The sequence below is a fragment of the Pseudomonas sp. BIOMIG1BAC genome (assembly GCF_001705995.2).
In the GTDB taxonomy this organism is placed as follows: domain Bacteria; phylum Pseudomonadota; class Gammaproteobacteria; order Pseudomonadales; family Pseudomonadaceae; genus Aquipseudomonas; species Aquipseudomonas sessilinigenes.
In genome coordinates this window covers 5,226,043-5,244,259 of sequence record NZ_CP049045.1, presented here as the reverse complement: position 1 = coordinate 5,244,259, position 18,217 = coordinate 5,226,043, and the positions used below count along the sequence as shown (strand labels likewise).

At 63.0% G+C, this 18,217-nt stretch carries 17 protein-coding genes; 7 read left to right on the top strand and 10 right to left on the bottom strand.

All coding sequences use genetic code 11. The features are described from left to right. The first annotated feature begins 41 nt into the window (after nt 1-41). Nucleotides 42-2,075 carry an LTA synthase family protein gene (locus ATY02_RS24310; protein WP_068582384.1) on the top strand — a complete coding sequence of 678 codons (2,034 nt, stop codon included), beginning with the start codon at nt 42-44 and terminating at the stop codon, nt 2,073-2,075. A 266-nt stretch (nt 2,076-2,341) separates the two neighbouring features. Continuing rightward, nucleotides 2,342-3,007 (top strand): EcsC family protein, encoded by a 666-nt coding sequence (locus tag ATY02_RS24305; protein ID WP_068582386.1) that lies wholly within the window; start codon nt 2,342-2,344, stop codon nt 3,005-3,007. A 154-nt stretch (nt 3,008-3,161) separates the two neighbouring features. Here ATY02_RS24305 and ATY02_RS24300 read toward each other — a convergent pair whose 3' ends face one another. Further along, entirely contained in the window at nt 3,162-3,545 is a 384-nt protein-coding gene (locus tag ATY02_RS24300; protein ID WP_068582390.1) for a DUF6124 family protein, read from the bottom strand. Nucleotides 3,546-3,864: 319 nt separating this feature from the next. Between ATY02_RS24300 and ATY02_RS24295 the strand changes: the two genes are divergently transcribed. The 3 genes from ATY02_RS24295 to ATY02_RS24285 all read left to right on the top strand — a co-directional run bounded on the left by ATY02_RS24295 (nt 3,865) and on the right by ATY02_RS24285 (nt 5,743). Beyond that, nucleotides 3,865-4,833 carry a hypothetical protein gene (locus ATY02_RS24295; RefSeq protein WP_068582392.1) on the top strand — a complete coding sequence of 323 codons (969 nt, stop codon included), beginning with the start codon at nt 3,865-3,867 and terminating at the stop codon, nt 4,831-4,833. Further along, a complete protein-coding gene (locus ATY02_RS24290) occupies nt 4,833-5,519 on the top strand; it encodes a hypothetical protein (protein ID WP_068582395.1) in 687 nt (228 codons plus the stop codon). Before ATY02_RS24295 ends, ATY02_RS24290 begins: the two co-directional genes overlap by 1 nt. A 74-nt stretch (nt 5,520-5,593) precedes the next feature. Further along, nucleotides 5,594-5,743: a hypothetical protein gene (locus tag ATY02_RS24285; RefSeq protein ID WP_164487258.1), complete on the top strand. Its 150-nt coding sequence runs from the start codon at nt 5,594-5,596 to the stop codon at nt 5,741-5,743. A gap of 132 nt (nt 5,744-5,875) precedes the next feature. Here ATY02_RS24285 and ATY02_RS24280 read toward each other — a convergent pair whose 3' ends face one another. The 6 genes from ATY02_RS24280 to ATY02_RS24255 all read right to left on the bottom strand — a co-directional run bounded on the left by ATY02_RS24280 (nt 5,876) and on the right by ATY02_RS24255 (nt 14,211). Next, nucleotides 5,876-7,195 (bottom strand): MFS transporter, encoded by a 1,320-nt coding sequence (locus tag ATY02_RS24280; protein WP_068582397.1) that lies wholly within the window; start codon nt 7,193-7,195, stop codon nt 5,876-5,878. Nucleotides 7,196-7,243: 48 nt separating this feature from the next. Beyond that, on the bottom strand, nt 7,244-8,191 hold the full coding sequence (locus ATY02_RS24275) for a LysR family transcriptional regulator (protein ID WP_068582400.1): 948 nt from the start codon (nt 8,189-8,191) through the stop codon (nt 7,244-7,246). A 23-nt stretch (nt 8,192-8,214) separates the two neighbouring features. Beyond that, complete coding sequence (locus tag ATY02_RS24270; RefSeq protein ID WP_068582402.1) at nt 8,215-9,639, bottom strand: FAD-binding oxidoreductase; 1,425 nt, start codon at nt 9,637-9,639, stop codon at nt 8,215-8,217. A gap of 312 nt (nt 9,640-9,951) precedes the next feature. Beyond that, the gene (locus tag ATY02_RS24265) at nt 9,952-12,135 is read right to left on the bottom strand and encodes a TonB-dependent siderophore receptor (RefSeq protein WP_068582404.1); all 2,184 of its coding nucleotides are present in this window, start codon (nt 12,133-12,135) and stop codon (nt 9,952-9,954) included. A gap of 230 nt (nt 12,136-12,365) precedes the next feature. Continuing rightward, the gene (locus ATY02_RS24260; protein ID WP_068582407.1) at nt 12,366-12,608 is read right to left on the bottom strand and encodes an Arc family DNA-binding protein; all 243 of its coding nucleotides are present in this window, start codon (nt 12,606-12,608) and stop codon (nt 12,366-12,368) included. Between the two features lie 211 nt (nt 12,609-12,819). After that, on the bottom strand, nt 12,820-14,211 hold the full coding sequence (locus ATY02_RS24255) for an aldehyde dehydrogenase family protein (protein WP_068582411.1): 1,392 nt from the start codon (nt 14,209-14,211) through the stop codon (nt 12,820-12,822). A 100-nt stretch (nt 14,212-14,311) separates the two neighbouring features. Here ATY02_RS24255 and ptrR point away from each other — a divergent pair, with 100 nt between their 5' ends. Further along, nucleotides 14,312-15,190, top strand: coding sequence for a putrescine utilization regulator PtrR (gene ptrR / locus ATY02_RS24250; RefSeq protein ID WP_068582413.1), 879 nt, complete (start codon nt 14,312-14,314; stop codon nt 15,188-15,190). 87 nt (nt 15,191-15,277) lie between these two features. Next, a complete protein-coding gene (locus ATY02_RS24245; protein ID WP_068582416.1) occupies nt 15,278-15,520 on the top strand; it encodes a hypothetical protein in 243 nt (80 codons plus the stop codon). Nucleotides 15,521-15,584: 64 nt separating this feature from the next. On the opposite strand, the gene ATY02_RS24240 is transcribed toward ATY02_RS24245, so the two are convergent. From ATY02_RS24240 to ATY02_RS24230, 3 genes are all read right to left on the bottom strand, one after another. Next, nucleotides 15,585-16,205, bottom strand: coding sequence for a LysE family translocator (locus ATY02_RS24240; protein WP_068582419.1), 621 nt, complete (start codon nt 16,203-16,205; stop codon nt 15,585-15,587). A 109-nt stretch (nt 16,206-16,314) separates the two neighbouring features. Continuing rightward, complete coding sequence (locus ATY02_RS24235; RefSeq protein WP_068582422.1) at nt 16,315-16,998, bottom strand: hypothetical protein; 684 nt, start codon at nt 16,996-16,998, stop codon at nt 16,315-16,317. 151 nt (nt 16,999-17,149) lie between these two features. Further along, nucleotides 17,150-18,178, bottom strand: coding sequence for a hypothetical protein (locus ATY02_RS24230; protein ID WP_068582425.1), 1,029 nt, complete (start codon nt 18,176-18,178; stop codon nt 17,150-17,152). Between the last annotated feature and the right edge of the window lie 39 nt (nt 18,179-18,217).

Here is an 18,217-nt window from a genome sequence, read left to right as displayed (position 1 = left end):
GCCGCGTCGCGGCCTTCGACAACACCACACAGAGGTCAATGATGGGCGGGTTGCAATCACGCCGCCTGCGCTACGGCGTGGGCGCAATCGGGCTGGTATTCGGCTTGCTGGTACTGCTGCGGCTGCTGTTCGCGGTGGGGTTTTCCGGGGTGGACCTGAGTGCCGCCAACGAGCGCGAGGCCATCCTCCAGACCCTCGGCATCGGCCTGCGCTTCGACCTGCGCCTGACCCTCTTGATCCTGCTGCCCCTGGCCGTGCTGGCCTGGCTGCCGCGCTGGAACCTGCTGCGCCTGCCGGCTTTGCGCTGGCTGGCCCGGGCCTACCTGCTGCTGGTGCTGGGCGGGGTAGGGCTGCTGTACATCATCGACTTCGGCCACTACGCCTACCTGGGCGTACGCATCAACGCCACGGTGCTGCGCTACCTGGACGATGCACAGATCTCCCGGCAAATGCTCTGGGAAAGCTACCCGGTGCTGTGGATCGTCCTCGCCTGGGGCATTGCCCTGGCCCTGTGGTGCTACGCCTTGCTGCGCCTGGAACGCCTGACCCTCGACCGTCCGGCCCAAGCCCTTGGCCGGCTGTCCCTGGCCGGCGTCAGCGCCCTGGGCATCGCCGCCGTGTTCCTCGCCCTGCTCGGGCGGGTGGAAAACCTCAACCTGGAAAACCCCGTGCCCCTGCGCTGGAGCGATGCCTACTTCTCCGGCAACAGCCAGATCGCCGCCCTGGGCCTGAACCCCGTGCTGTTCTTCTACGACACCCTCAAGGCCGGCCAGGCCCAGTACGACGAAGCCCAAGTGCGCCAACACTACCCGGCCCTGGCCCGCTACCTCGGCGTCGACAATCCGGACCCGCAAAGCCTGAGCTTCACCCGCCAACAAGGCATTCAGCCGTACCGCATCGATCGTCCACGGCCGCCCAACGTCATCTTCGTCATGCTCGAATCCCTCGGCACCAGCGCTGTGGGCGCCTACGGCAACCCGCTCAACCCCACCCCCAACCTCGACCGCCTGGCCAGCCAGAGCTGGTTTTTCAGGCACTTCTACGTCCCGGTCACCGGCACCGCCAAGACCGTGTGGGCGAGCATCACCGGCGTGCCCGACGTCACTCGCCAGGAGACCGCCACCCGCCAGCCCCTGATCACCCGCCAACACAGCCTGATCAACGCCTTCAGCGACTACCACAAGCTCTACCTGATCGGTGGCAACGCCGGTTGGGCCAACATCAACGGCTTGATCCGCCAGAGCATCGACAACGTGCGCCTGTACGACGAAAGCCACTGGCAATCGCCCCTGGTGGACGTCTGGGGCATCTCCGATCTCGACCTGTTCAAGGAAAGCGACCGCCTGCTGCGCGCCATCCCCCAAGACCAGCCGTTCTTCGCCTACCTGCAAACCTCCGGCAACCACCGCCCGTTCACCATCCCCAAGGACAACGACGGCTTCCAAACTCAGGACCTGCCCCTGGAGCAGGTCCAGGCCGCGGGTTCGCGCAGCCTTGCGCAATACAACGCCGTGCGCCTCTTGGACTTCAACATCGGACGCCTGATGGAGATCGCCAAGGCGGGGGGCTACTACGACAACACGATTTTCGTGTTCTTCGGCGACCACAACACCCGCATCAGCCAGATCCCCCACATGGCCCCAGCGTTTGAACAACTGGGGCTGGAGAGCAACAACGTACCGCTGCTGATCCATGCCCCGGGGATGTTGCAACCCAAGGTGATCGAAGAAGCCGTCGGCCTCGCCGACCTGCTACCCACGGTGGCTGGCATGGCCGGGATGCCGTTTACCAATGGCGCCATGGGGCGAGACATTCAACAGCCCGCGCCGGAAGGCGAGCGCGTGGTGCCGTTGGTATTGAGGGAAGGGACCTTTCCGGTCATTGGCGGCGTGACCCAGGATTTTCTGCTGCAGATGCAGCACGACGGCAGTGAGGCTACGTTGCATGATTTGGCTTCACCCACCCCACGCGACGATGTGGCCAAAGAGCATCCGCAGGAGTTTGAACGGTTGCTGGAATTGACGCGGGGGATGCATGAGGGCGCGCGGTTGATGTTGTATCGCAATGTTCGGTGATACCACACAGCCATCGGTTGACGCCGGTCCGTGTAGGAGCCTGGCTTGCCAGCGAAGGCGGCCGCAAGAGCACTACGGCCTAGAAGCCAAATACCGCCGACATGCTTGAAAAGATAGGGTCCCAGCTGTTTTGCTTGCTCGCACGTCCACCTGGTGCGGCGTTTGTATTTGACTAAAGGCGCACTAGTCAGAATGATGGCTCTCGGCCATTATTTGTGGTCGGGATTAGCCCACAAAACAATCATCAACAATGACGCCGGTTCGCAATGAGCAAGGAATTAACGGAAAGCAAGCTCCAGCAAGCACTGGAATGGGCCTACGAAAAGGCAATGGACGGTATCCCAGGCACAGGCACAGCGAAAGAATTCGCAGATGAATACCTGAGCAACAACGACAACGCGCTAGACGCAACCAACTCCCTTATTCGCTGGCAGAACACCAAAGCCGCGACCTCCGGTTTCCTGACAGGCCTAGGTGGTGTTATCACCTTGCCGGTGACCATCCCGGCCAACATCGCCAGCGTCATGTACGTGCAGTTACGCATGATCACTGCCATTGCCTATATCGGTGGCCACGACCCTCGTGATGATCGGGTCAAAACGCTGGTCTACACCTGTCTGGCCGGTAACGCCGCCAAGGACATCCTCAAGGATGTAGGCATCTCCTTCGCCAATAAACTGGCCATCAGTTCCATTCAGAAAATCAGTGGAGCCACCCTCACCAAAATCAATCAAGCCGTAGGCTTTCGCTTGTTGACCAAATTTGGCAGCACTGGCGTGGTCAATCTAGGCAAAGCCGTTCCTCTGCTGGGTGGACTAGTAGGTGCGACGTTTGACTCTGTGACTACAAACACGGTGGGCAATGTGGCTCGTGACGTGTTTGTGGGGGATGGCAGTAAAGCCAAGGTTGAGGTAGGAGTGAATGCTGAATAACCTGCGTCAGCGCCAGGCCTGAGTCGGTGCCCGTTGAGGTTGAAGCTGCCGCACACTCGAGCGTGACAAACGTCGTCAGATCATCAGGTGCTTAACGGGGTACATCAGTGGTGACCCCGTTTTCTGCTTTTTGGACTTTCGAGCGTTTAGTCGATTACCGAGCTTTCGGTGGTTTATTGGCATCCAGCAACGAATCCACCACTGCTCTAGCCATCTCCACCGAATGGATCATCGACCAAATCAACCCACGCTCCACACCGCTGGCGCGTTCGGTGATTGCATCGCTGACCTGTACTGCACAGTCCAGCAGCAACGACACATGCACCAACGCTTCTTCAGCATTGATGCCGGGACGGACACTGAACATGGATTGATGACCTACGGATGTAGGTAGAGTGTTTTTCAGACTATTGAGGATCGATGTTTCAGTGCTATGCGCTGCCAAGGCCAAGCGAATGCGCTGGGTGTCGATACCGTGTTCGGGGGTTCTGAATTGTCCAGGTAAGGACAGGGGCGGATCAGCAACGAGCTTTTTCATGGTGCATCTCCAATGTCAGTGGGTGCCCCAATGTGCTATTTCGAGCTGCTAAACCCGATCACTGATATGCAGTGATGAACCGAGCCTAGACAGCCAAAGTATTAGGCGCAAGCGGTTGGGATTTGCTAGTAAAAGTCGCTCAATAGAAAGGGACTAGCCTTACACCGGGTTGTGAATTAGACGATGAATAGGGCATGAAATCTTTAGGAGTAGCTGCTTTCTTTAAGGAGTTCATATTCGCTACACAAACAGCGATTGCATTGGCAACACAAACGGCTGCTATCCTGCGCCCCTTTTCCCCACCGCAAGGAGCGCAGGTATGACCCAGCCCACTGGCAGCAGTACGCAAACAAGGGCTGGCAAACGGCGTCACTTGCAACACTTCCTTTTGCGCCTGACCCCAGTGCTCTTGCTTGGCTTCGGGCTCTTCACCCCAACCGCCCAAGCCAACCCCACCACCACCTACCGCGGCACCCTCGGCGACACCCCGGTTGAACTGGCCCTGACCTACGACTCGCAATACGGCGGCGGTATGTCCGGCTATTGGTTTTCCGAGTCTGAGCGCCTGCCCATGGCGTTGGAATCCACGCCTTTCCACCCCGGCTCTGCGCTGTTGATCAACATCATGGACAACCCGACCCTGCCGGCGACGGCGGTGTCGTTGCAGCCGTTCGCCGAGGGCGCGGAGGCGCTGCAGGGCAGTCTGGTGGATTTGCGCACGGGCACGCAGCAGCCGTTGCAGTTGCAGCGAGTGACGCGCTTTGGCGGCAGTCAGCGGGAGGCGTTTGAGGGAGAGTTGCTGCAGCCGGTGTTCGATCGGGACTTCTATTTCAGTGTGCATGCCGCGCGCAAGGCCGGGGAGGAGGTGGCGCTGGTGGACAGTATTCGGGTGATCAGTCGTAACACCGGAAAGCAAGTGCAGGACATTCGCGGGCAGTGGTGCCTGTCGCCGGTGGGCACCCAAACCCTGACCTTTGGCCATTTCCAGGCCGAGGCGCGGATGGATTTCCGGGCCCAAAGCTATCGCCTGACGGAGGCGGATGGCCGGCAGTGGTGCGCGCCCACTCAGTACTACCTGTTTTACCGCGAGAGCCGGGGATATCTGCGCCACCCGCAGATGGAGCAGTTCGCGGCGGACGGCGATCTGCGCTTTTCCCCCAGTGGCCAGATGGAGTTCAGCAAGCAGGACTTTATCGATTACGACAAGCGCACTCGGCGTTGGGATTTTTACCGGGTGATCAGCCCTGAGCGTTTGCAATACCTGTCGTCTGGCGAGGAGCGTTTCTGATGCGCGGATTGGATTTTTTCCGGGGCCTGGCTGCTCTGTTGTTGGCGCTGTGGCTGCTGCCGGCCCAGGCGTCCCATGGGGTGTACGAGGGCACGGTGGGCAAGCAGGCGATTGTCTTGACCCTGGGCAACCAGAATGCGGTCTACCAGGGCACCTATGCCTATCAGCGCTATCGCACGCCGATCCGTCTCAAGCCGACCTTCAGCTACAGCAACAAGGTGCTGGCCATGGATGAGCTGGACGAGCAGGGCCTGCCGGTGGCGCGCCTGCAGTTCAATGACCTGATGAACTCCCGCCAGCAGGAGCAGGTGCGCGGCACCTGGACCAGTTATCGCACGGGCAAGTCCTTGCCCATTGCCCTGAAACTGGTGGGCCTGGTGGATTCGGATCGTTCCTGGCCACAGCCGGTCACCACGCTGTTGCAGCGTGCTTCTACCAAACGCTGGTATTTCCAGGTGCCGATGCAGGGCAGTGATCGGCGGATCACGACGGTGGAGGTGATGGACAAGAGCACCGGCAAACTGCTCGTGAGCCTGGCGATCGCGGCACCGGGTTGTCCGAATCAAGGGGTGGATACCTTGCAGTTGCAGGGTGAGGGTGAGCAACTGCAGGTTGTTTTCAAGGGCTGCAAGTTCCCGGGGTTTCGCTGGAACGAGGGCGGTGGCAGCTTTGCGCCGTTGCCTTGAGGCCCGTTCGCTTGCGCCCTTTGGGGACGTGGTGGCCAGTGGGTTAGATGAGCCTGGAAGCTGTGGAGCCTCGTATGGATGACAAGCAATCCCCTGTGCTGATTCAGGCGGACAGGGTTGATGATTTTCGCGAGAAAACCGAGATCGTGTGGTACTACGCCAATATCCATCAGAGCCTCGATGACGATGCGGACGAGACGCTGTTGAACGGGTGGCTGGACTGATTCAAGTGGTCCGCGATGGTGTTGCTCTCGGGTGTGGCGAGGCAGCGTAGGTAGATAGTTTCGATATTTGTGCCGGCGAGGGCGGTCTTGAGGACGCCTTCGCCGGCAAGCCATCTCCTGCAGGGGGCGGCGTCAGGCCGTTTGTAGCCGTGCCGCCTTGCGCACGTGGTTGACCATCAAGCCCAGGGCTCCTCCGATCAGCAGGATCGCCGCCATGAAGTACATCGCAGCCTGGGTATTGCCCGTTACCTGGGTCAGCCAGCCCACCACGATGGTGCTGAAGAATCCCGCCACGTTGCCCAGGGTGTTGATCAACGCCACGCCCGCCGCGGCTGCGGCGCCGCCCACTACGGCGGTGGGCAAGCCCCAGAACACCGGTAGGCTGCTGATCATGGCAGCAGTGCCGATGATCAGGCCGAACATGGCCAATACCAGGTTGTCACCAAAGAAAGTGCCAAACGCCACACCTAGCGCTCCAATCCCCGCGCAGACCGCCAGGTGCCAGCGATATTCGCCGTGGCGGTCCGAGCTGCGTCCCACCAGCACCATGGTCACCGCTGCGGCGGCGTAGGGCAGGGCGGTGAGCACGCCGATGGCCCAGGGCTGCTGCACGCCGCTGTTGCGGATGATGGTGGGCAGCCAGAAGCTGATGACGTACTGGCCCAGCACCAGGCAGAAGTACACCGCGCCCAGCAGCCAGATCTGTGGGTTGAGCAGGCCGTCGCGCAGGCGGTGGCTTTGTTTGTGGGCGGCTTCGCGGTCGATGGCGGCTTGCATGCCGTGGCGTTCTTGCGGGGTGAGCCAGTGGGCGTCGGCGATGCGGTCGCGCAGGAGGAAGAACACCGCGGCGCCAAGGGCCACGGCGGGCAGGCCTTCGATGACGAATAGCCATTGCCAGCCGGCGTAGCCGGACACACCGTTGAGGTGTTGCAGGATCAGGCCCGAGATCAATGAGCCGAACAGGCTGGAAATTGGCAGGGCCATGATGAACAGGGCGGTCATCACCCCTCGGCGCTGGCTGGGGAACCAGGTGGTGAGGTAGAAGATGATGCCGGGGAAGAAGCCGGCTTCGGCAATGCCGATCAGCAGCCGCAACACGTAGAAGGTCAGCGGCGTCTGGATGAACATCATCGCCGCCGACAACAGGCCCCAGGTGACCATGATCCGCGCGATCCAGCGCCGCGCGCCGAAACGGTGCAGGGCGACGTTGCTGGGGATCTCGAACAGCAGGTAGCCGACGAAGAAGATCCCGGCACCCAGGCCGTACACCGCTTCGCTGAACTTCAGGTCGTCGAGCATCTGCAACTTGGCGAAGCCGACGTTGACCCGGTCCAGGTAGGCCACCAGGTAACACAGGATCAGCAGCGGGATGATGCGCCAGGCGGTCTTGCGGTAGGCCGAGTGCAGGGCCGCGTCGTCGAGAGCCGCAGGCGGCGGGGAAGGTCGGTTCATGGCTAGCCTCTTTATTCTTGTTGTCGAAGCAATGGATGAAACAGCGGTTCAGGCCTCGGGCAGCAGGCGGGTGGCGGGCCATTCGCCGGAGCGGCTCATGTCGCGTACCACCTGGGCGATCAGGTTGGCGATGGCACTGCGCAGGTTGCTGCCGGGCAGGGCTTCGCAGACGCAGATGCCCAGGGTGCGAAAGACTTCCCGGGGCTCAATGGCATGGGCCACCAGCCGGCCTTCGGCGACTTCGCGCAGGGCCAGGTTCAGCGGCATGATGCTGGGGCCGATGCCGGCCTCCACGGCGCTCTTGAGGATGTGCACCGAGTTGACTTCCATGGCCACCTGGGCCGGTGGCAAGTGCAAGCGCTCCAGGGCCTGGTCGACGCAGGCCCGGGTGCTGTGGCTGTGGGCGCGGCTGGGAAACACCAGCGGCCGGGCCACGGCCTCGGCCAGGGTCACCTCGCCCGGTGGCGGGGCGTGACGGTCGTCGGCACGGTGGATCAGGTAGAAGTCTTCTTCCAGCAGCGGGCTGAAGCTGACTTGTGGCGGCAGGCCGATGGGCGTGAACAGGGCGATGTCGACCCGGCCCCGCACCAGCTGGTCCACCAGGTTGCCGGTGAGTTCTTCATTGAGGTGCAGCTCGACCTTGGGGTAGGTGCGGGCCACGGCCTGGATCAGCGGCAGGGCCACGGTGCTGGCCACGCTCTGGGGCAGGGCGACGACGATGGAACCGGTCAACGCGCCGGGTTCGCTGCTGAGTGCGGCGCGGGCGTCCTGCAGGTGCTTGAGCAGGCCCTGGGCGTATTCGTAGAACAGTTTGCCGGCGTCGTTGACGCGGATGCCGCTGTTGCTGCGATGGAACAACTGGGCGCCGAGGTCGGCTTCCAGGGCCGACATCTGCTTGCTCAGGGCCGATTGCGCCACGTGTACCTCCCGGGCTGCGCGGGACAGGCTGCCGGCATCGACCACGGCGACGAAGTATTTCAGCTGGCGGATTTCCATGGGGGCTCCTTGGCGGGGCAGCCTTAGTCGGTGGCCGGGCCGCGGGGGAAGATCTTGCCCGGGTTCATCAGTTGCCGTGGGTCGAGGGCGGCCTTGATCGCCGCCATCGCGTCCACCGCGTTCTGCCCGTGCTCCAGGCTCATATAGGCCTGCTTGGTCAGGCCGATGCCGTGCTCGCCGGTGCAGGAACCCTGCAGGGCGATGGCCCGTTCCGCCAGGCGCTGGGCCACGCCGTCGGCGCGTTGCACTTCCTCGGGGTCGTCGGGGTCGACCAGGATCACCGCATGGAAATTTCCGTCGCCCACATGGCCGAAGATCGGCGCCAGCAGGCCTTGTTGTTGCAGGTCGGCGGAGGTCGCTTCGATGCATTCGGCCAGGCGCGAGATCGGCACCACCGCGTCGGTGGTCAGGGCGCGGCAGCCGGGGCGCAGGGCCACGGCGGCGAAGTAACCATCGTGCCGTGCCTGCCACAGGCGGCTGCGGTCTTCCGGGTGCACCGCCCAGTCGAAATCCTGGCCGCCGTGTTCGTCGGCCAGCAGGCGGATGGTCTCCACCTGTTCCTTGACCGAAGACTCGGAGCCGTGCAGCTCGAAGAACAGTGACGGCGCTTCGTTCAACCGGGTTTTGCTGTAGGCGTTCAGGGCGCGCACGGTGAGGGCGTCGATCAGTTCGATACGGGCAATCGGCACTCCCAGCTGGATGGCCTGGATCACCGTTTGTACCGCTTGATCGACGCTGGGGAAATTGCACACCGCAGCAGAAATTGCCTCGGGGATCGGGTGCAACTTCACCGTCAGCTCGGCCACCGTGGCCAGGGTGCCGCCGGAGCCCACCAGCAGATGGGTAAGGTCGTAGCCCGAGGAGGATTTGCGCGCCCGGCCGCCGGTGTGCAGCACGCGGCCATCGGCCAGCACCGCGGTCAGGGCCAGGACATTTTCGCGCATGGTGCCGTAGCGCACGGCGTTGGTGCCCGAGGCCCGGGTCGCCGCCATGCCACCCAGAGAGGCGTCGGCGCCGGGGTCGATGGGGAAGAACAGGCCGGTGCCGTGCAGCGCGGCATTGAGCTGCTTGCGGGTTACCCCAGGTTGCACGGTGACGTCCATGTCGTCGACGCGGATCTCCAGGATCTGGTTCATCGCCGACACATCGATGCACACCCCACCGTGGACCGCATGCAACCAGCCTTCCAGGGAGCTGCCGCTGCCGTAGGGAATGATCGGCACCCGATGGCGATGGCAGGCCTGCTGCACAGCGATGATTTCGTCGAGGTGATGGACGAAGGCCACCCCTTGCGGCGGCAGCGGATCGAGGGCGGAGATGTCCCGGCCGTGATGCTCGCGAACACTGGCGGCGGTGCTGAAGCGCTGGCCCAGCAGAGCGGTCAGTTCATTCACCAAGTCGGCGGGCAGGGGCTGGAGTGGGGTGTTATCGGGGGCAGGGGGCAGCATCGGGCAATCTCCGGTTTATTGTTCGCACCGCTGGCTGGGCCAGGGTGGGGGGAGTTGCCCATATCCTAACTGCATGAACGTGGTGCCGGTCGTGCAGATTGGAGATGGCCTTATCGCGAGGGCAGATGGCGGCCAAGGCTTCGTGTAGGCGCTGGCGCAGGCTGCGTACGCCTCGGGACGAGGCGCAGGGCCGGTAAATCGTGTCGCTTGGGTTTGCGGGCGCTGCGCGCCCGGTCGCAGCCTCGCGGGCTCGGCAGCGGCTACAGGTGTTTTGTGTGGCCGCTGGCGCAGGCTTTGGGACGAGGCGCGGGGTCAGAAGTTGATCGAGGCGCTCAGGCGGGCGGTCAGCGGTGCGCCCTGGAACAGGTAGTCGTCGCCCAGGTATTCGCCGACGTCACGCCAGTAGCGCTTGTCGAACAGGTTGTCCACGGTCAGGCGGAACACCGTGTCGTAACCATCGATGCGGGTGCTGTAGCGGCTGCCGATGTTGAAGATCGCGTAGCTGCCGGCGCTGACGTTGCCCGTGCGGTCGGCGTACTTGCTGGCGCTGTATTGCATTCCGCCCAGCAGGGCCAGGCCGTCGAGCCAGGGCAGGGCGTAGTCGCCCTGGAGGCTGGCTCGCAGGCGTGGCACGTTGAGGGCCTGGTGGCCTTCGTAGGCCGGGGTGCCGGTGCCTTCGACCCGCGCGCGAATCGCCGCGACGCTGGCGGCGACCTGCAGGCGCTGGGTGGCCCAGCCGTTGGCCGAGAGCTCCAGGCCGGTGTTCTTTTGCTGGCCTTGCTGGATGTAGGTGAACTGGCCATTGCCGTCCGGGCGTGCGTACTGGTAGGCCTGGCGCATCTGGAACAACGCGGCGGTGAAGCTCATGCGCTGCCAGTCGTACTTGATCCCGGTCTCGATCTGCCGTGACACGGTGGGGGCCAGGATTTCGAATTTATTAGTGGTAATGAACCAGGGGGCCTGCCCGCCCAGGGACAGGCCCTTGCCGTACTGGGTGTAGAGCGACAGGTTGGCCATCGGCTTGTAGATCAGCGCCGCCTGGGGCAGGAACATATAGCGCTGGGTGTGGCGATCCGTGCCACTCAGGGTGTTGGAGGCTTTTTCATCCAGGCGTACTTCTCTACCACCCAGGACGGTTTGCCATTGCTCGTTGAAACTGATGCGATCACTGAGGAAGAGCCCGTACTGGCGGCTGTCCAGGCGTCGATGTGAGTCACCGAGCGGGCCGTTGTAGCGAGAGAAATCAGCCGGTTCGCTATCGATATTGCCATCGCCGATGGGGTGCATCACCTGATCGCGATTGTTCACTACCCGCCTGAACGCACTGGTGCCCAGACTTAGCTCATGGCCCAGGCCAACAGCATCGAAGCGACCACTGAGCACTGCCTGCACTTCGTCGTTGCGTCGGGTGTCGTCGGGGCTGCGGAAATCGTAGATGTCGTAGTTGCCCTCAGGGCTGAAGTAGTTGCCATTGTCATTGATGCAGCCGGTGGTGCAGCCACCCCACGCAAACGAGCTGTAGTCATCGATCACCACCCGGCTGCGCGAGGCGCTCAAGTTGCCCTTCCAGTCATCGTTGAAGCGGTACTCGAAGTTGCCGCTGATGTTCAGCGATTCGTTGGTCACCGGCTTCGAGCCGCTCTGGTGGGCCAGCAGCTTCTTCGGCGAGGCGTGGTGCGGCAGGGCCGTACCGCCCAGCAACTGGTAGCCGGGGGCCGAGCGCTGCTCCTTGTTCTGGTATTCGATGTCCAGTTGCAGCAGGGCGTTGGGGCTGATGTTCCAGTCGAAAGCCAGGGAGGCGAAATCCCGTTGGCCATTGGCGTGTTCGACATAGGAGTGCAGGTCCTCGTGGGCCAGGTTGGCCCGCAGGCCGAACTGCTGCTCGCTGCCGAACCAGCCGCCGACATCGGTGGCCAGGTAGCCGCTACCGCGATCATCGGTGGAGACGGTGACCGAGCGAATATCCGTGGGCCGCTTGGTCACGTAGTTGATCAGCCCGCCGGGCTCGCTGACCCCGCTCTGCAAGCCGGACAGGCCCTTGAGCACCTCGACCCGCTGCTTGTTTTCCAGGGCCACGTTCTGCTCGCCGGTGATGGTCCGGCCATTGATCTTGTAGCTGCTGGCGGCATTCAGCGAGAAGCCACGCACCTCGAAATTCTCGTAGTAGCCCACGGGGGCGTAGCTCTGGCCCACCGAGGCATCGTTGCGCAGGACTTCACTGAGCAGGCGGGCTTGTTGGTCCTTGATCATGTCCTCGTTGATCACGCTGATGGAGGCCGGGGTATCCAGCAGCGGTGCCTCGTCGAAGCTGGCCACCGAGGCGCTGTCGCTGCGGTAGCCGTAATCCTGGCGGGCGCTCACGGTCTGGGTCGGCAACTCGGTAGCGGCGCTGGCAGCGCCCGCAGTGCCAGCCAGCAGCAGGCCCAGGGCCAGGCGATTGAAGGTCGGCCCGGCAGTGCGTTCTGGCGCCAGGGCTAAGGGGCGGATCGGGGTCATGGACATTCCTTGGGCACGCGCCTGTCCGGTGGCGATACCAGGGCAGTTCCAGGGACCGGCATGCGTGGGGTGCAGACAGGGGCGACAACGGGGTATCGGGCCCGCGCAGGGCGGCACTCGACAGGTGATTTTAGGCAGGCGCCATCATACAAGCTGCGGCGCCGGGGTAAAGGCGGGAGAGCATCAGGAGGCCGGTTTGACGTCAGGCATCGGCCCGGGTCGGCCTGGCGTCATGGTTCATGCCGGTCCTTTTGCAGGGATTCGAGGCGCTTTTCCAGGAACTCGATCCTGTGCAGCAGCAGGGTCACCAGTTGTTCATCGATGTTGCGGATATCGTCGTTGACCAGCGATTTTTCCAGGCGATCGATCAATTCGTGATTCATGCTGCGGTTCTGCTGTTTGGCCATGCGCTTGAGTTGCGTATGCAGCTCGTGGGGAAGGCGAACGATGAACTTCTGTACGGGGGTGCGCATACCAGGCTTCCAGGCGATGGAAAAAGCGCATGATAAAAAGGCACCTGGATGGAGGGATTCAGGAAGATTCTGAAAAACAGCAGGATTGTGCTGGAAGGGCTGTAAGGCGTTTTCTGCACTCCGTCGATGATACCGACCAGATGTGCCCGAGCCGCCCTTGGGCAGAACGGACCTTGGCAGGTCCGTTCCGGTCGCTGGCCTATTGCTGCGCTCAGCGACGATCCAGCCATACCGTCTGGGCGTTGCAGAATTCGCGCACACCGAAGTGCGAGAGTTCACGACCAAAGCCGCTTTTCTTCACGCCGCCGAAGGTGACCCGAGGGTCGCTGGCGCTGTAGCCGTTGATGAACACGCCGCCGGTTTCCAACTCGTCGGTCATCTGCCGGGCGCGTTCCAGGTCGGCGGTGAAGAGGCTCGCGGTCAGGCCGAAGTCGCTGTCGTTGGCCAGTTCCAGGGCGTGCCGGGCGTCACGGGCGGTGATGATCGAGGCCACCGGGCCGAACAGCTCCTCTTTGAACGAGGTCATCTGGTCGGTAACGTTGGCCAGCACCGTGGGCAGGTAATAGTTGCCGGCGCCCGCTTGCTTGTCACCCCCGAGCAGCAGGGTGGCACCTTCGGCCAGGGTCGCCTGGACCTGCTGGTGCAATTCATCGCGCAGGTCGAAGCGGGCCATGGGGCCGATATAGGTGTCGTTGGCCAATGGGTCGCCCATCACCAGGGCGCGGGTGGCTTCGACGAAACGGCGGGTGAATTCCTCCACCACGCCTTGCTCGACGATCAGGCGCTTGGCAGCGGCGCAGACCTGCCCGGTGTTCTGGTAGCGACCGACTACCGCCGCCTTGACCGCTTCGTCCAGGTCGGCGTCGTCGAGCACGATCAAGGGGTCGGAACCGCCCAGTTCCAACACGCATTTCTTCAGCGCGGCGCCGGCCTGGGCACCGATGGCGATGCCGGCGCGCACGCTGCCGGTCAGGGTCACGGCGGCGATACGGCGATCGGCGATGGCCCGGGATACGCCGTCCGGGGTGACGTTGATCAGTTCGAAGACCCCTTCAGCAAAGCCGGCCTGGTGCATGGCCTCCAGCAACAGGTGGGCACTGCCCATGACGTTTGGCGCGTGCTTGAGCACGTAGGTGTTGCCCGCCAGCAGCGTCGGTACGGCGCCACGCAGCACCTGCCAGATCGGGAAGTTCCATGGCATCACTGCCAGGATCGGCCCCAGCGGCCGGTACTCGATACGCGCTTTGCCGTTTTCCACCAGGGTCGCTTCCGGGGCGAGCATGGCCGGGCCGTGCTCGGCGTACCACAGGCACAACTGGGCGCATTTCTCGATTTCGCCCCGGGCCTGGGGCACCGGCTTGCCCATTTCCCGGGTGATCATGCGGGCCAGGGCCTCGCTGTTGTCGCGCAGGACCTGGGCCAGGGCGACCAGGCGCCCGGCACGCTCGCTGATGTCCTGGCGCTTCCATTGAGCGAAGCCGCGGCTGGCGCGTTCCAGGGCGGCATCCAGCTCGGATTCGGACTGGTAAGGGTAGGCGCCGATCTGCTCGCCGGTGGCGGGGTTGATCGACAGGGCGTGGGTATGGCTGGAAACAGAGGTCATGGCACCGTCCTGCAAGGTGGGAATGGCGGCAGGTTACGGGGCTGATTGTTTTCTGAAAACTGAATAATATTGAGCAAGTCGTTCACGATTGGAGAATGAAATGGACCTGGTCCAGCTGGAGATTTTCAAGGCCGTTGCCGAGCAGGGCAGCATCAGCGCTGCGGCGCAGTTGATCCATCGGGTGCCGTCGAACCTGACCACGCGCATCAAGCAGCTGGAGCAGGATTTGGGCGTGGAGCTGTTCATCCGCGAAAAGAGCCGGATGCGCCTGTCGCCCGCCGGCTGGAACTTCCTCGACTATGCCCGGCGCATCCTCGACCTGGTGGCCGAGGCGCGCCTGACCGTGGCCGGCGAAGAGCCCCAGGGCCCTTTTGCCCTGGGCTCCCTGGAGAGCACGGCAGCGGTGCGCATCCCGGCCCTGCTGGCGGCCTATAACCAGCAATACGCCAAGGTCGAACTGGACCTGTCCACCGGTCCTTCGGGGACCATGATCGAAGGGGTCTTGTCCGGCCGATTGGTGGCCGTGTTCGTCGATGGCCCGGTGCGCCATCCGACCCTGGAAGGGCTGCCGGTGTTCGAGGAGGAAATGGTCCTGATCGCGCCCCTGGGCCATGCGCCCATCACCCGGGCGCAGGAGGTCAACGGTGAAAGCATCTACGCCTTTCGCGCCAACTGCTCCTATCGTCATCACTTCGAAAGCTGGTTCACCCAGGACTCTGCGGTGCCGGGCAAGATCCACGAGATGGAGTCCTACCACGGCATGCTGGCGTGCGTCAGTGCCGGTGCCGGGTTGGCGCTAATGCCCCGCAGCATGTTGGAAAGCATGCCCGGCTGCGCCACGGTGAGTGTCTGGCCGTTGTCCCCGCGCTTTCGTTTCCTGCGCACCTGGCTGGTCTGGCGGCGCGGCACCGTGTCCCAGAGCTTGAGCAGTTTTGTGAAATTGCTGGAGGAGCGGGGGGCCGTGCTGGCTGAGGGATGAATGGGCCTGTCCGGCCATCGCTCGATGGCTGCGTCGGTGCGATTTGTGTAGGCTTGCGGCCTTTTGCCTCGCACCTGGAGATGGGTCATGACCGATCAGCTTTGCCTTGTGTTCGTGCCAGCGTTGGTGGCGGTGCTGCTGAATGCCGAGACCACCAAGGGCATGCCCCTGACTGAAGCCGAAGTGCTGGAGATTCGTGATAGCGCCGCCTGTATCGCGTTGCCGGTGGAGGTAGCACTGAGCATGGAAAACGAGCGGGGCTATCGCGATCTGGTGGCCGAGGACTGCTGGGCGCAATGGCAGCAGTATCGGCGCGAAAACCAAGCCTGAGCGGCCGTCTCGGCGTGCCTGCGGTGGGTTTCGAGAGCGCCAGGCAGTGGCTGGGAGCGGTTTCTCAGCGCCTGCTCAGGGCCAGGCGAGCTGCGAATAGCACGAAGATCATGCCGGTGGTGCGATCCATCCACTGAATCACCTTTTCCCGTCGCAACACCCCGCTCAGGGAGCGAGTGGCGCCAATCAGCAGCAGTGACCAGATCAGCCCGAGCATCACATGGATGCTCACCAGGGCGAAGGTCCAGGCCACCAGCGGCTGCCCCTGGGGAATGAACTGCGGCAGAAAGGACACATAGAAAATCCCCACCTTGGGATTGAGCACATTGCCCAGCATGCCCTTGAGAAACCAGTTGGCACCGGGCTTGGCGTCGGTGCCTGCGGGGGCAAAGGTGCGGCGCGGGCGCAGCAGCATGTTCAGCCCCAGCCAGGCCAGGTAGGCGGCGCCACAGTACTTGAGCAGATTGAAGGCCAGCTCCGACACCGCAATCAAGGCGCCCAGGCCGAAGGCCACCGCCGCGCCCCACAACAGGCAGCCGGCATTGATCCCCAACGCTGCGCGCAGCGCCTGTTGCTTGCCTTCCACCGTGGCGGTGCGCAGCACCAGGGCGGTATCCAGGCCCGGGGTCAGGGTCAGCAGGGTGGCGGCCAGGGTGAAGGCCAGGAGATTCTCGGTGATGGGCATGGGCAGGGCTTCAGGGACGGGATGGCGAACATTAGCACAGCCGTGGAGTGTCAATCTGCTCCAGGGGTGCCCGTGATAGACCGCTGCCGTTGGTGCTCTGGAGCGAGCCTCAGGCCTTGCACCTGACCAGTGCCAGATACACCCCGGCCTCTTTTCCCGATTCGATGTAATGGGCGCCTTCCAGATCGGCGACCTGAACCGGCTCCATCGCCAGTTCCAGCTCGGGGGCGCCCTTGTAACGGTCAGCGTGATCGCTCAGTGCATGCCTGAAGGCTTGGAGAAAGGCCTCACGGTTGGCGAACTCGGCGTAGACATAGTTGCCTTGTTGGTCGCTGTAGAAGCGCGAGTAGGTCAGCAGCACAATGCCCCAGCGTTCGATGTGTTCGTCAGGGGAGGTGTGGGGAATTGGCTTGATCAGGTCCCCGCGAATTTGCCGAATCTTGTCATACGCATTCTTGTTGTTGTGTATCACCTTGAATTCGATGGCGGTGGAGGGCTGTTCGCCGTAGCTGTCCTCGACCCAGATATCCACCTTGCGTCGCTCGGCGGCGATCAGCCAGCGAGGGACGTTGCTGCGCGGCGGTTGGTCGGAGCAGGGGCGGTAGTCTTCGCGTTCATCGAACTGGCCGCCGAGGCCGAAGTGGTCGCGATTGATGTCCAGCAACGCCGCCGATTCCAGGCTCAGCCACAGCTCGGGAGCGACGGCTACGACGATGGATTTGAGGATGCGCTGGCGTTCTTCCTGTTGCAGGTGAGTCAGCAGCAGTTCGGTGAAGCGAGGAACAAAGGACATGGGATCTCCGTATCAGGTCCAAAAAGGGGGCAGGGTGATCTGTAGGAGCGAGCGTGCTCGTGATGCTGCCAAAGTACCGCATGCTCCCTGTGGGTGAGCGCTATCGTTGATGCCCTACGCGAGCCTGCTAGCTCCTGCGAAAGGGCTGCGGTCAAAACGGGCCGCCGGGTTGCGGGATGCCCAGTTGCAGTTGCCGGGCTTCGATCTGTTTGTCCACGGTGTGTTTGCCACTGAGTAGATTGAGGTACTGCATGCCGGGCGGCAATTGGTTGTCGATCAGTGTCAGTACATCCAGCTCTGGCGTCCTGATGATGCGCAGGTCAGTGATGTTCGAGGTTTTCAGGCCGCTGAGTTCTCCCAGGGTCTTGAGGTTGATCAGGCTCATCTTGCGCAACTGCGGTGCCCCGCCAAGGTCCAGCCGGCTCAACTGCGCCTGATCCTCGATCTTCAGCACGTCAAGCTGTGGAAAACTGTCCAGGTCCAGACGGTTGAGGCCACGCACGCGCCTGATCTCCAGCTCCCTGACGTAGGGACTATGCAGCTCGGGCATCTGCTCACGGCTGCTGAAGGCCACCGACAGACTGCGCAGGCCGCTCATGTCGGCGACCATCCCCAGGGTTGTCTTGGCCGGCAGGCGATGCAGGCTAAGGGCGCTGATGCTCGGACACTGGCGCAGAATCTCCAGACCATGACCCTTTGGGTTGATGTGCAGACAGTGCAATTCGAGCATACGGGCAATCGGCGCCAGATCGATGGCTGGACCCTGCTCCAGGGAGAGCCGCAGGCTGTGCAGGCGTTCGAGGTTGGGCAGGGCCAGAAGCCCGGGCATATCGGCCCGGAAGACTTCCAGGGCAAGCTCCCTGAGTTGGTGCAGGCTGCCAATGGCCTGGAAATGGTCCAGGGTTTCGAGGCCGTCCAGGCTCAATGAGTGGACGTTGGGCAGGGCGAGCAAGGTCCGGCCATCAAAACCTCTGCTCGAATAGTGGTTGTAGAAACGCACGGTGATGCGCTCGCCATAACGTGCGCAGAGGGCATCGATCTGTTCCAGCAGTTGGCAATCGTATTGTTCGACGCTGTGCCACTGGATGATGACCCGGACTCGCGGATCGGCCTCCAGTCGGGCACCGACCTGCAGGCGCAGGTCAGCCTGGGTTGGCGCCTTGACTCGATGGGGAAACATCAGCGGTCCTTGGTGATTTTCGCCGCCGCATCATGCCAT

Excerpts from the sequence above, each read along its gene's own strand:
- ATY02_RS24295 (WP_068582392.1), top strand. The coding sequence starts at position 3,865 with ATGACCCAGCCCACTGGCAGCAGTACGCAAACAAGGGCTGGCAAACGG.
- ATY02_RS24245 (WP_068582416.1), top strand. The coding sequence starts at position 15,278 with ATGACCGATCAGCTTTGCCTTGTGTTCGTGCCAGCGTTGGTGGCGGTG.
- ATY02_RS24235 (WP_068582422.1), bottom strand. The coding sequence starts at position 16,998 with ATGTCCTTTGTTCCTCGCTTCACCGAACTGCTGCTGACTCACCTGCAA.
- ATY02_RS24240 (WP_068582419.1), bottom strand. The coding sequence starts at position 16,205 with ATGCCCATCACCGAGAATCTCCTGGCCTTCACCCTGGCCGCCACCCTG.
- ATY02_RS24255 (WP_068582411.1), bottom strand. The coding sequence starts at position 14,211 with ATGACCTCTGTTTCCAGCCATACCCACGCCCTGTCGATCAACCCCGCC.
- ATY02_RS24300 (WP_068582390.1), bottom strand. The coding sequence starts at position 3,545 with ATGAAAAAGCTCGTTGCTGATCCGCCCCTGTCCTTACCTGGACAATTC.
- ptrR (WP_068582413.1), top strand. The coding sequence starts at position 14,312 with ATGGACCTGGTCCAGCTGGAGATTTTCAAGGCCGTTGCCGAGCAGGGC.
- ATY02_RS24230 (WP_068582425.1), bottom strand. The coding sequence starts at position 18,178 with ATGTTTCCCCATCGAGTCAAGGCGCCAACCCAGGCTGACCTGCGCCTG.
- ATY02_RS24260 (WP_068582407.1), bottom strand. The coding sequence starts at position 12,608 with ATGCGCACCCCCGTACAGAAGTTCATCGTTCGCCTTCCCCACGAGCTG.
- ATY02_RS24290 (WP_068582395.1), top strand. The coding sequence starts at position 4,833 with ATGCGCGGATTGGATTTTTTCCGGGGCCTGGCTGCTCTGTTGTTGGCG.
- ATY02_RS24265 (WP_068582404.1), bottom strand. The coding sequence starts at position 12,135 with ATGACCCCGATCCGCCCCTTAGCCCTGGCGCCAGAACGCACTGCCGGG.
- ATY02_RS24280 (WP_068582397.1), bottom strand. The coding sequence starts at position 7,195 with ATGAACCGACCTTCCCCGCCGCCTGCGGCTCTCGACGACGCGGCCCTG.
- ATY02_RS24310 (WP_068582384.1), top strand. The coding sequence starts at position 42 with ATGGGCGGGTTGCAATCACGCCGCCTGCGCTACGGCGTGGGCGCAATC.
- ATY02_RS24275 (WP_068582400.1), bottom strand. The coding sequence starts at position 8,191 with ATGGAAATCCGCCAGCTGAAATACTTCGTCGCCGTGGTCGATGCCGGC.
- ATY02_RS24305 (WP_068582386.1), top strand. The coding sequence starts at position 2,342 with ATGAGCAAGGAATTAACGGAAAGCAAGCTCCAGCAAGCACTGGAATGG.
- ATY02_RS24270 (WP_068582402.1), bottom strand. The coding sequence starts at position 9,639 with ATGCTGCCCCCTGCCCCCGATAACACCCCACTCCAGCCCCTGCCCGCC.
- ATY02_RS24285 (WP_164487258.1), top strand. The coding sequence starts at position 5,594 with ATGGATGACAAGCAATCCCCTGTGCTGATTCAGGCGGACAGGGTTGAT.